Genomic DNA, 12,086 nt, shown 5'->3' on the forward strand with positions numbered 1-12,086 from the left:
AATAACAAAACGACCTTCACCACCCCACCAGCGACCATAGTAATCTTGTTCACCGTCGCGGTCTTTCACAAACACATCATTTGCTTCAAATTCCTCTCTAAAGGGATGCTTTTCTAAAATACCCGGTTTCAAATTCACGATAACATTGATTCCTAGCTGGTTCATTTTGTTAAAGAACGCATCTGAATCTGGAAAACGCGTTTTATTCCAATGAAACACATACCTCAGATTATCTTCTTCACCAGAGGAATAGCCCGATGCTAGCTTAAAATTATCGATCATCATACCATGGGCCCGATGCTTTTCAATCACACCATAGATTTCTTGGTCACAATTTTTGTCAAGTTCTGCATAATACATCGTAGATGCAGTAAAACCTAAGCTGTGTTTAGGCGGCAAAGCTTGCTTGCCTGTTAGATCGGTATAGCGATTGACAACTTCTTTTACTGAAGGACCGTTGATAAAAAAGAGATCGATCTCGTTACCATCTGTTTGATAATAGCTATAGGGGTCCCAATAACCACTGATCTCATTACCCATATCAAATACAGACTCATAAGAATTGTTATAAAAGAGACCAATCGCTGTTTGGTTGCTTTCACTCAGACGAATATAGAAAGGGATATGCTTGTATAACGGATCACCAAACTCTGGATCGTGACCAATTGCGTCTTTGGCGGACATGCGCATCCGTCTGCCTTTTTTATCATGGTGCCCTGTCTTTTCGCCAAAACCATAAAAATGATCGGTTTTTGGTTCGATTTTATTATAATGGTACGCTCTGCCTAGCTGGTCGATCTCAAAAGCCCGTTCTGGCAAATCAGAGTAAATCAATTCGTCTTTCTGGTTGTAGATTCTGAAATGGAAGGGTGCTTTGTAGATGATCACCTTTAATTTTTTGGCAGGAAAAATCAAGGTATCTTCCGTTTCTTCACACGGGACAGTAACCGCTGCGACTCGCTTACGCTCCTCCTTCAATAAGGAATCCAAGCGATCCTCCCAAGCGGTCATTACTAAGGCATACGATTTTTCGATAAATGTCCGATCAAAAGAGGCGCGGATTCGGACAATATCTTCCGTGAGAAATAGTAGTTGAATCGTTGCTTCTTCGGTATGGATCAAGTAATCATCGGGTCGTTTTTCAAGATAAAGAAATGTTTTCACTCTCATAATAGTCCCCTTTTCCCTGAATCAATGCACAGTCCAAGAGACAGGGATTGAATTTTGAATCATTTATTTCTTTCGTAAAAACCATCGCAGCGATTTCACTCAAGACACGCAAGTTAACGATTTGCGGTATCCCTAAAAACTTTCTGAGCTGAACTTTTTTCGTTCTCGTGTAGATCGATGCTTGTTGCTGCTCTTCGATCCAGTGAAAAAATTCATGTCCGAAAACCAGGTTCGCAATTTCTGTGTCGGTGCTCTTGATTGCCCTGTTTTCTAAAAAGGCTGCTATCTGTGTGATTGCTGCCTCATTGATGAATAATTGATTAGGTGGCTGAAACTGCCCTAAGATCATTCCACTAGCATTTAAGGGCACTTGATTTCGCAACAATAGCTTGGTTTGTTTGCAGATGGTCCCCCTATCAAAGGGGTGACCATACATTTCTAAAAATTCTTTGGCAGCAGTTTCGCCACATTGTCGTGCTTGCTCAATCAGCTCCACATGATCTGATCCTTGGTATTTGCAGGCAAAGGGATCGGTCATGAATAGATAATTCGCCCAAAATTCGTCATCGTATTGCGTTAGTTCCTGCAATGGTCGTCTTAAAATAGTCGTGTGATTCATCATTGATCACCTGATCATGTTTGTTTGATGTTTCCTGCGACCAGTAAAACTTCTGTGTCCCCTTGTAAATCATCTAGCTCAATGCCCATCAATAATGCTAACTGTTCAAGCGTTGAAGCAGAGAAGTCCATCACTCGTGAACCAAAACAGACATAAAACTCTGGTCGAACAATGATCTCACTTTGATAAACAGACATTTCTTCCCACAATTTCTCCACTGCCTCTCGGTAAGTGGCAATCGTTGCTTTTGCTGCCAAAGCATTCGCTCGTTGCACTTTGATAAAGCCTTTTTTATCTAAGATACGAACTTGAGTGGGACCGTCATGTGTCGCTTCACTAAACACGAAGAAGGCATTTGTTTTCGCCAACAAGGTCGTTTGCTGCTCCGTCAAGCGCATGTCTTTGGCAGCCAAAGCCAATGCTTCTTCTTCCGAACATTCTTTTAATAGATCCATGGCTTTGACTTCGGTGGAACCAGTCGCGATCGCGGTCACTTTTGACGTCTGTTGATCGATTTCAATATGAACTTCGATCGTTTCTGCACTTGCTCCACTATCGATGGCCTTATCTAGTGCTTCTTGTTTGATGGCACGAATGTCTTCTGGACTTGGCGATGGGATGATCCGCTCAACGACATCACGCACCATGGCTAAAGCAACACCGATGGAAGAAATCACTTCCGCATTTTCTGGGATATCATATTTCACTTGATCTTTATTGGAATAATACGTAATCAAGGAGGAGGCACCGCCACCTACTCCTACCAAGGAGATTTGGTCTTTTTCTAGCTTGTATTTATCTACCAGTTCGTTGATGACCGGTGCAATCTTTTGGTAAGATTTTTCCATGATTTGGTTCGCGATATCTTCCACTGTCGTCTTGCAATAATCCGCCAATACTTGCATTGCTTTACGTGCAGAAGGAATATTTCCATAAGAAAAATGATTCGGTTCTACCAGACCCAAGACATTGGCTGCGCAAGAGTTTGTAATGGTGACAGCTGAACCGTCTTCCATAAGAATTCGGACGTAATCGGCAGGATCACCAGGCTTAGGCGAAAAGAAATCGACCTTTGGCTGATTGATTTTCTCAGTATCGGTGTATACGGCATAATCAAGTCCTGCGATATGTGCAGAACGTGGGCCAACGTCAATGATCCCATTTTTATCCGCGCGAACCATTGAACCACCTGCAACGCCGAGGATTCGTACATCTAATGAACTGATGTACGTAGCATGACCACCCACGATAGAATAATCGATCGTGGGCCGTCCATTTTTGATGACACCGATATTGGTGGTCGTTCCACCAACTTCAAAATAGATCCCATTTGAAGCCAGCAGATACATCAATGAACCCATGACCGAAGCAGCCGGTCCTGACAACATCGTCAATACGGGACGACGCTTCATTTCAGTGATTTCCATCACCCCACCGTCACCACGCATGATCATCAACGGAACAGTTACGCCTGCTTGTCGAACGGCATTTTCGGTTGATGTTGCGGTATTTAGCATTTTTGGTAAAATACTGGCATTGATTACTGCCGTATGAGTTCGCCGCGTTAAGCCATATAGCTTCGTGATATCTGATGCCATCGTAGAAGGAATATTTTTTTGCTTGGCTACATTGGAAACCAGCTCCTCGGGACCGATATCATCTACCCCAAACGCCATGGAAGAAACGATGACCTCCGCAGATTCTTGCTTTAGCGCAGCAATTTTGTCACCGATTTTGTCTTCGGATACTTCTTTTAGTTTCAGAAATTCATTAGCGATCTGAATTTCTTTGCCTTCTCCTAAAACAATATTTTTTATGTTTAATTGTTTCTTCGCGAGAAATCCTTCTAAGCCGCCTTTGGCTATCCCTAAAATCCCTACTTTCGCCACGTCACCTTCAATTAATGCATTGGTCGCCTGCGTGGTACTATGGGCAACAAAAATCACTTCTTCCGGAGCAATATTGTTTTCTTTTAAGCAATTTTGAAAGGTCTGAATGACACCTTTTGCCACTCCTGAAACATCATCGTGGGTTGTTTTGACGGAAGATTTCCCAATAATCTCATGCGTCGTATTATCGATCGCTACCGCTTTTGTATGGGTTCCACCCACGTCAATTCCCATCCGTACTCTTCTTGTCATGTTCTATACCACTCTTTTCTAGCCTTTTGTGCTGATTTTTTACATTAAAGATCCGTACATGAGATAGACAACGATTGCCATAATGACACATAGGGTCGCTGATGTTGGGATCCCAAGACGCATATAATCTTTGGACTGTACTTTGGCATAATCCAATGCCCAGACTGCTCCTGAAAGGGTAATGTCTAGTCCTTGGGGAATGATCGTTGTCACGATAAACAATGGATAGAGAAATTGAATCGGCCAACTTGTTACCGCAGCTACGACATGTAAAAGTGCAAGACCGCTTCCGACTAAATTCATCGGCCCTCTAAAATGACCTAAGACACCAAAGACACCAAACACGATCGCCAATCCTAATGTGGTTGCAGGAATCACTGGGCTTAATAATGCACCTAGATAGGGAGCAACATACGCAGCTGCCGCATTGTAAGTGGCGATGGCTAACAAGAACGCCATCATCGGTGCAACACTGATCGCCCCATCAGATCCATATTTGGCAATTTTCCGACTTGCTTCCACAAAGCCGCCTTTTAGATGCCCTGTCGTGATCAGTGCAAACAAACTGGATAAAATAAAGGAAAGGATCACGGGTAGATTAAATGCGATCAACAAAATCACGGGCATAGCAACGGAAATCAGTGAAAGAGCAGGAGCACTTTTGGCTGTGGACTGACCTGCATCCCAAGAATAGACTTTTTTGGCTTTCCCGATCTTCACATTAACGATCGTCAAGATCACGATCAAAGAAATCGTCGCTGCCACGATCGCAAATGGGAAATAATCATTGTAACTATAATTCGCAAATTCTGGACTCGTCGTTTCGAAAATCGTTTGATACTGTTGGAAATTCACTACATTCAAGAAGGAGGCACTCACTCCCGCTGAACCAATAAAAGCAAAAACGGAAACAAGTGGTGAGATACCTAATGCCAGCATGATCGGTAAAACAACTACCCCGATAGCAATGTATGGTCCGACACCAGTTAACGAAGTGAACAATACAGCTGTAACCAAGCACAGCAAGTTGACGGTCACTCGCGGATGATCGCCCCCTAATTCCACGGTCTTACGAATCAAAGTAGAAGCAATCCCTGTTTCAATCAAGACGGTACCAAAGAATGCCCCGAACAACACATTGACTAAAACATTTCGTCCGTATGCTTCGGGTCCCGCTTGGAAGACATCCGTCAGCACTTCAACTGCGGTCAATCCCTCCATAGCACTATTGGGCTCAATCATATTTCCTGCAAAACTAATGGCGATCCAAATCGCACTCATTAAGAAAAAGCCAACGGTCATGTTATAGCCCTTGATACAATAAAAAGCCATAAATAAAATCGACAAAATGACCAATCCGCCTAATACCTGTGTAATCATTTCTTTTCCTCCTCGTTTTTACATTTCTTTTTCTTACATCCCTAACAAATCAAAGTTTTCAAAGGAGATCACCGCTTGATAATCTGCTTTTGGATTTGGGTATTTGATAAAGACTTGACCCATGGTTTGACTATAGTACCAGCCTTCCTTCGCAGCCTCGAATTGCTTACGATGCTGAAAATGAGGAACAAGCTGCCCATCAATCGTTACCCAAAAAGGCGCTTTTTCGTGGTTGATGATTTTTAAAAGAATCTTTTCGATCTGCGTTGGATAGTCACCCGTTCGTTTCACTGTCACTTTGACCTGTTCTCCAGGTTCCACATAAATCTCTTCTTTCAAGTAGGCGCCTGTCTTGTAAGCCAATGATTTCCCGTCATCTTCATAATGGGTGAAGTGACAAGCTTGATCTGGTGCCACTAAAATCTCTAGCTCAGTGACCGCCTCAGAATGAAGATTTCTTACTTCATTCGCTGCAAAAAGGGTGATCGACCCACCAATCACGAACAACGGTACACTATCGATCGTCACAGGAATGGCTAATGTTTGGCCCCCTTGGTACTTCTGTCGTGAATAAAAGTCATAATAAACTGCCCCTTCTGGCAAATAGACCTCACGGACTTTTTGGCCTTTTTCAACGACATTCGCTACGAGTAATGATTCTCCGACAACAAAATCAATGCCGTTGTCATAACAGTTGGCATCCTCTTGAAATTTCATAAAGGTCGGTTGAATAATTGGCAAACCAGTCTCAGCCGCCCGCACCATCAATGAATAATAATAAGGAATCATTTTGTATCGAAATTGGATCGCCTCCGCAATCCGTTGCTTACTTGCAGAAAACATCCAGGGTTCAGTCACCGTATTATCAGTATTGGTTGAATGAATCGAGAAGCGGGGTTGGAAAATTCCATTTTGGACCCAGCGGACAAACAACTCTTCTTCAGGAGCATCCCCATAAAAGCCACCGATATCACAGCCATAATTGGTCACCCCAGAAAGCGCCATTCCTAAAACTGTCGCGATGTTGTATTTTAGCGACTCCCAACTCGTTCGGTTATCCCCAGACCAAGATTGGGCAAAACGCTGAATTCCCGCATGCCCTGCCCGACAAACCACAAAGGGTCGGGTGTTCGGGTGCTCTTCTATGATGGCTTCGGTTGTGATTTGGCACATAAGATTTGCCATGATTGGACGCAGCTGACCAATGGTACCGGTTTTCCCATCATAAAAACAACGAGCATCTTGATCGACAATACTTTCATATTCACAATTATCATTCCAAACACTGGTTACACCGTAAGATAAGACATGTTCCTTTAAATACTTTTTCCAAATCCTCCGTGTATGGGGATTGGTAAAATCAGCGAAAACTCCTTTTCCTCCCCACCAAGTACCTAAAGCATTTTTACCTTTGTCCATTCTGTCTTTCACAAAAATTTGTTCTTCTTGAAGTGACTGAAAGAATGGGTGCGTTAAGAGAATCCCAGGTTTGACATTAGGCGAGGTCGTGACGCCCCGTTTCTCCATCTCAGCGAAGAATCCTTTAGGGTCTTTAAATCGCTCCTTGTTCCACGTAAAAAAGTAGCGCTGCCCCTCATGATTGCAATAGCCTGAAGACAACTGGAAGCCATCGATCGGTACCGATTCTTCTTTAGCGGTATCAATGAAATCAATGATCGCTTGATCGCAATCTTTAGACAGTTCAGAATAATACATGGATGAACCTAGGTAGCCCAATGCATATTTAGGTAGCATCGCCGACCGTCCAGTCAACGAGGTATAGCGCTGAACCACTTCTTTGATCGTTGGTCCTGCAATAAAAAATAAGTCAATGTCTCCTCCGTCTACTCGAAAACGACTGTGTTTCTTCCAATAATTACTATGTGAGCGCCCCATATCAAAATCACATTCATATGTGGTGTGATAAAAGTAACCACTGGCAACTTTTGTTCGCTTATTGCTTTTTACATAGAAGGGAATGTGCTTATAAAGAGAATCGGCATTTTTAGGATCATAGCCCATCGTATCGCGAGGACTCATAACCATAAAAGTATGACTTTTCTCTATAGCACCTGTTTTTTCCCCAAATCCGTAAAAGCAATCTCCCTCTACTATTTCACTGGTGTGGATTTTGCGCTTATTCGCATCTTCCATCAATGCAAGATCGACGATATCTTTGTGCAAAACCAAATCCTCTTGGTCGTAAATCACCAATTGATAGGGATCCTTGTAGAGAAACACTTTCAATTTCTTGCCGATCAACCCAATCTTGTCTTCTTCTTCAATGACCTGAAATTCTTGTAAATCGACTCGCTGACGCTCTGCTCCAATCAACTGATCGAAGCGATCTTGCCAGCCTGTCAACACTAAACTGTAAGACGCCTCATCAAATTCCTCATCAAAGCTGGCACGAATCCGAATAATTTCGTCAGTCAAGAACATGATCTTCACTAAACAACCATTTGTTCGAATCAAAAAACAGTGATTTTTTTCTTGACTATCGATGACACTTGTTGCAATCTTCATATATACCTCCTTAAACGATTGTCACAAAAACGGACTTAGAAATCGCTTTCACTTACACTAAAAAAAATAATTGCTTTCTATCTAGGAAGAGCAATTTTCTATGACCGTTTGCTTATTGATAATAGTAACTTCTCATATATTAATATACAACGGACAGATTTCGAGAATTGTCCTCCTCACTTCTGCAACCTGATTCTGGTCCCTTGGATTGTCCTTTCGATAGCGAAGTGATTTGTAAAACGTCTAGTCTATTCAGCAAAAAGGAGTGTTCAAATGGTTTTCTTTTATCAATTCATGCTGGGATTGTTTGCCAGTACATTCGTTGCAGCGGCAGCATTCGTCTTTCAGTGGCTGACTGTTTCTGGCGCACTGGCTGCGATTCTTTGCGGCACACTGGTCATTGGCTTTGGTCCGTGGTACAGCATCTTTTTGATTGGCTTTTTCTTTGCCAGCTCTGGCATCATTGGTCTTTTAAAGAAAATGCGCAGTCAGCCAGAGTTAGCTGTGCTTGCCAAAGGTGCTCGCCGTGATGCAAAACAAGTCTTTGCGAACATCGTACCAAGCATCTTTGCTCTACTGCTTGCCTTTTGGACGAAAGAACCGCTATTCCTTTGGGGATTTGTGGCGGGAATCGCTAGCTGTACGGCTGACACTTGGGGCTCAGAAATCGGCGTGCTGAGTCCAAGTCCACCGCGTCACTTACTAACGGGAAAAAAATTACCACCGGGACTTTCCGGCGGTGTCAGTTGGTTGGGAACTGCCGCTTCCCTAGCAGGGAGTCTCGCCATCACTGGTTTATTCGCAGTAGCCTTATGGTTGAACGGCAAGCCGTTCTCCTTTGATCTCTGGTTGACTTTGACTGTTTTAGGCTTTTGCGGTAGTCTCTTGGACAGCTTACTGGGCGCAACGATTCAAGTACGCTATCAATGCCCTGTCTGTCACCAATACACCGAAAAAAAAGTCCACCACGACGTTGCCACCAAGCAAGTCGGCGGTCTTTCCTTTGTAACGAATGAAGGGGTCAATTTGCTGACTTCAATAGTGATCGTTATTTTGACTGTATGTTTCTTTTACTTAAAAATGTCTACCGCATCATAAAAAAAGCAGCAAAGCACGTCACTAATGTGAGGTGTCTTGCTGCTTTTTGACTCAATACCGATTAAGCAATATCCACTAAGCGGATCTTCGTGACATTTTTGTAGACAGACAATTCTTCGATCACTTCAGAAAAGCCTAGTCCTCGGGGAAGATCAATCGTATAAATGTTGGTATAAATGCGATAGTCTTCCATGAATTTGACATCAAAATTGACATCTTCGATCACGATATTTTTCTCTTGGAAGTACTCCGTCAAAAACTCTTTGGTCTCGGTGCGATGGATGTACTGGATCTCTAATTTTTTTGCTGTCGGTACGCGGACGATCCGCTTAACGATCGTCAATGCAAAGAAGATCCCGATAAAACTGCTTAATGCGATGGTGTAAAAGCCCATCCCGATGGCAATTCCTAAACCTGCGATCGCCCATAAGGAAGCAGCCGTCGTCAACCCCGTCACCGAGCGCTTCGTCACGATGATCGTTCCAGCGCCAAGAAAACCGACCCCGCTGACGACTTGTGCGATCAATCGTGCTTCGTCTGAACGAATCACGCCTGCTAAATCTGGATGATCCAGCGCATCTCGCATGGCACCTGTGGCGATCTCCACTTGGATCAAAGCAATGACACAAGCCCCCATGCAAACCAAGATGTGGGTCCTAAGACCAGCTGGTCGGCTTTTGTATTGCCGCTCGTACCCAATCGCTCCTCCCATGATCATTGCCAGCAGCAATCTCAGCGCTACTTCAGGAATGGATAAATGCATATCAACCATTGGCATCCCTCTTTTCTTCGTATTCTCTCTTTTAACTATAGCATCTCTGATGAAAAAAAGAAAAAAACAGCGCCGAATCAGCCAAATAAAAAAAGCCCCCTCAGAAAATAAGCAAGTTAGCTACAAACTATTGCTCGCAGCTGCGCTGGCGCTACTGCACAAGCGCAGGGGGAAGCTGCGAGGATGGCTCATTTTTCCTTCTGACTTATTTCTGAAAAGGGCTGATTTTGTTTTACAGCTTGCTGGCAGCAGCCTCATCGATGATCACGATCACGTCATCATGCTTTTGTAAAACAGAAGCTGGTAATTCGTTGGTTACGGGTCCTTCAATCATTTTTTGGATCGCATCCGCTTTGACTTCGCCAAATGCCATCAAAATGATTTTTTTGCTTTGCATAATCGAACCGATCCCCATTGAAATTGCCGTCGTTGGGACGTCTTCGACTTTATCAAAGTAGCGTTTGTTGGCATTGATGGTCGATTCAGTCAAATCAACGACTGAGGTCGTTCCTTCAAAAGATGCACCAGGTTCGTTGAAGCCGATATGTCCGTTTTGACCGATACCCAAGATTTGGATATCAACTGGGTGATCCGCAATCACGCTATCGTAGCGTTGGCATTCTGCTTCTAAGTCTTCCGCTTTGCCGTTTGGTACGAAGGTTTCTTTGAATGGTTTTTTATTGAATAAATGAGCATTCATGAAGTAGCGATAGCTTTGTTCGTCTTCGCCGCCTAGTCCTACGTATTCATCTAAGTTGACTGAAGTCATTTCTGAAAAATCAACTTCACTGGCAGTCATTTCTGCATAAAGGGTCTCTGGCGTGCTTCCTGTTGCTAAGCCTAGCACCTTGGCGCCATTTGCCATACCTTCTTGAATCAATTCAAAAGCTTTCTTTCCGCCTTGAGCAGCATCTTTAACGCGAATAATTTCCATGATCAGTGCTCCGTTTCTATTTGGTATAGTCCAATAATACCACAGGTTGTGTTTGATTACAATAATTAGTCTAGACCAGATGACGATTTTTTCTCGCCAATCAAAAAAAGACGAGCTCTAAAATGCGCTCGTCTCTACTCGTATTCTACTTGCTTACCAATTCGTATAAACATCAATACCGCTATGACCGACACCTGTGTCATAGACTTTATAGGCACCTAAAGATGATTGACCAGTCGATCCTTTCGGTTGATTATCACTGGCAACAACGATGTACCCATCGGCATCACGGATGGTTCCGTCTGATGCTACATGGCGACCAGGGATATTCAATCCGCCTCCTGGCAAGACTTTTTGTGAGTAGTACGATTCTCTCACACCATTGAAATAGTTGATCCCATCCACTGGATTCAAGACACCAGAACCAGCACCAGGAACGCTTGAACGAGTTTGACTCACGTTAGCAGTCGCTGTAGACTCACTTTTTTCTGTGCTTTCTTTCGTACTTGTTTCTTTGTTTTCTACTGATTGGCCATCGTTAGAAACCAACAATGTTTCGCCATCAAAAATCATATTTGGATTTTCGATCGAATCATTTAAAGCTAAAAGGTCTTCGACCGTTGTTTGATAAGTAGCAGCGATCCCAGATAGAGTGTCTCCTGGTTTGACAACATGGGTTTGTTCTGCTGCTGAAACAACTGTTCCGCCAACGAATAAACCAAATCCTGCAACAACTGTAAATGCAAATTTTTTCAAATGAAAAAACCTCTCTTTTGATTATTTGTCCCGCTATCGGGCACAAGTAAGAGAATAACATTACAATATTGCAGGAAGGTTTCAGAAATATTTTTCATTATCACAATTGTTAAACAGAAAGTTACAGGATTTTTATTCAAAAATGCTAAACTTACAATATTGTTATCCCTTTCGATGAGTGCTTTTAGTGGCCACATGCTATAGTGATGCTAGTAATGGAAAGGAATGACACCCATGAAAAAACTACTAGTAACGCTTGGCGTTTTGATTATTGTCGTAGCCGGCTATTTCGGCTACACGTACTATGCAACAACGTATCGCGGCATCACGGCTTATGCTATCACGCCCAACAAAGTCCCTGAAAAGACACAGACCTACAGCGATTCTGGTGAAAAAATCGATGGCTCTTTTACCTACAAATACACCTTTGAATTCGTAAAGAAAAATGGTGAAAAAGAACTCATGACCTATGACCTGACGGGCGAAAATGTAAAACCATTGGCTCCAAATACTTTAGTCAAAGCAGAAATCAGTAAGACCCGCATCATTTCTGGTCCCAACGAAGTCCCTCAATCAGAAGTCCCCGCAAAAATACTGTCTGAGCTGGAAACCTTTGACGAATAAGGACTTCTTACAAAAAACTTTCTACTTTTTAAGGTTCATTTTACTTTGACGGTCTATGCTAGCTTT

General features: G+C 43.0%; 10 protein-coding genes. 2 read left to right on the forward strand and 8 right to left on the reverse strand.

Translation table 11 applies throughout. The annotated features are described in order from the left end of the window. The 5 genes from ECA1_RS15045 to ECA1_RS15065 all read right to left on the reverse strand — a co-directional run. On the reverse strand, window positions 1-1,170 hold a 1,170-nt coding region (locus ECA1_RS15045; RefSeq protein ID WP_155642948.1), incomplete at its 3' end, for a glycoside hydrolase family 31 protein. Then, the gene (locus ECA1_RS15050) at window positions 1,142-1,789 is read right to left on the reverse strand and encodes a hypothetical protein (RefSeq protein ID WP_060792929.1); all 648 of its coding nucleotides are present in this window, start codon (window positions 1,787-1,789) and stop codon (window positions 1,142-1,144) included. The genes ECA1_RS15050 and ECA1_RS15045, both read right to left, overlap by 29 nt. Window positions 1,790-1,803: 14 nt before the next feature. Next, the gene (locus ECA1_RS15055; RefSeq protein WP_060792930.1) at window positions 1,804-3,930 is read right to left on the reverse strand and encodes a hydantoinase/oxoprolinase family protein; all 2,127 of its coding nucleotides are present in this window, start codon (window positions 3,928-3,930) and stop codon (window positions 1,804-1,806) included. A gap of 39 nt (window positions 3,931-3,969) precedes the next feature. Continuing rightward, window positions 3,970-5,310, reverse strand: coding sequence for a hypothetical protein (locus ECA1_RS15060; RefSeq protein ID WP_060792931.1), 1,341 nt, complete (start codon window positions 5,308-5,310; stop codon window positions 3,970-3,972). 33 nt (window positions 5,311-5,343) lie between these two features. Beyond that, window positions 5,344-7,836, reverse strand: a complete 2,493-nt coding sequence (locus tag ECA1_RS15065; RefSeq protein ID WP_060792932.1) for a glycoside hydrolase family 31 protein — start codon at window positions 7,834-7,836, stop codon at window positions 5,344-5,346. A 273-nt stretch (window positions 7,837-8,109) separates the two neighbouring features. Between ECA1_RS15065 and ECA1_RS15070 the strand changes: the two genes are divergently transcribed. Beyond that, window positions 8,110-8,934: a DUF92 domain-containing protein gene (locus ECA1_RS15070; RefSeq protein WP_060792933.1), complete on the forward strand. Its 825-nt coding sequence runs from the start codon at window positions 8,110-8,112 to the stop codon at window positions 8,932-8,934. 61 nt (window positions 8,935-8,995) lie between these two features. Here the strand turns inward: ECA1_RS15070 and ECA1_RS15075 are convergent, their stop codons facing one another. From ECA1_RS15075 to ECA1_RS15085, 3 genes are all read right to left on the reverse strand, one after another. Then, window positions 8,996-9,706 carry an MgtC/SapB family protein gene (locus tag ECA1_RS15075; protein ID WP_034858162.1) on the reverse strand — a complete coding sequence of 237 codons (711 nt, stop codon included), beginning with the start codon at window positions 9,704-9,706 and terminating at the stop codon, window positions 8,996-8,998. A 232-nt stretch (window positions 9,707-9,938) separates the two neighbouring features. After that, window positions 9,939-10,640: a glucosamine-6-phosphate deaminase gene (gene nagB / locus ECA1_RS15080; protein WP_060792934.1), complete on the reverse strand. Its 702-nt coding sequence runs from the start codon at window positions 10,638-10,640 to the stop codon at window positions 9,939-9,941. A 153-nt stretch (window positions 10,641-10,793) separates the two neighbouring features. Further along, window positions 10,794-11,396, reverse strand: coding sequence for a LysM peptidoglycan-binding domain-containing protein (locus ECA1_RS15085; RefSeq protein ID WP_005225170.1), 603 nt, complete (start codon window positions 11,394-11,396; stop codon window positions 10,794-10,796). A gap of 234 nt (window positions 11,397-11,630) precedes the next feature. Here ECA1_RS15085 and ECA1_RS15090 point away from each other — a divergent pair, with 234 nt between their 5' ends. Continuing rightward, window positions 11,631-12,020: a YxeA family protein gene (locus ECA1_RS15090; protein WP_060792935.1), complete on the forward strand. Its 390-nt coding sequence runs from the start codon at window positions 11,631-11,633 to the stop codon at window positions 12,018-12,020. Window positions 12,021-12,086: the final 66 nt, after the last annotated feature.

It is taken from the genome of Enterococcus casseliflavus NBRC 100478 (assembly GCF_001544095.1).
GTDB lineage: Bacteria > Bacillota > Bacilli > Lactobacillales > Enterococcaceae > Enterococcus_D > Enterococcus_D casseliflavus.

What these genes read in the sequence shown, in the direction of transcription:
- ECA1_RS15060 (WP_060792931.1), bottom strand. Translation starts at nt 5,310, where the DNA reads ATGATTACACAGGTATTAGGCGGATTGGTCATTTTGTCGATTTTATTT.
- ECA1_RS15070 (WP_060792933.1), top strand. Translation starts at nt 8,110, where the DNA reads ATGGTTTTCTTTTATCAATTCATGCTGGGATTGTTTGCCAGTACATTC.
- ECA1_RS15065 (WP_060792932.1), bottom strand. Translation starts at nt 7,836, where the DNA reads ATGAAGATTGCAACAAGTGTCATCGATAGTCAAGAAAAAAATCACTGT.
- ECA1_RS15050 (WP_060792929.1), bottom strand. Translation starts at nt 1,789, where the DNA reads ATGAATCACACGACTATTTTAAGACGACCATTGCAGGAACTAACGCAA.
- ECA1_RS15090 (WP_060792935.1), top strand. Translation starts at nt 11,631, where the DNA reads ATGAAAAAACTACTAGTAACGCTTGGCGTTTTGATTATTGTCGTAGCC.
- nagB (WP_060792934.1), bottom strand. Translation starts at nt 10,640, where the DNA reads ATGGAAATTATTCGCGTTAAAGATGCTGCTCAAGGCGGAAAGAAAGCT.
- ECA1_RS15055 (WP_060792930.1), bottom strand. Translation starts at nt 3,930, where the DNA reads ATGACAAGAAGAGTACGGATGGGAATTGACGTGGGTGGAACCCATACA.
- ECA1_RS15075 (WP_034858162.1), bottom strand. Translation starts at nt 9,706, where the DNA reads ATGGTTGATATGCATTTATCCATTCCTGAAGTAGCGCTGAGATTGCTG.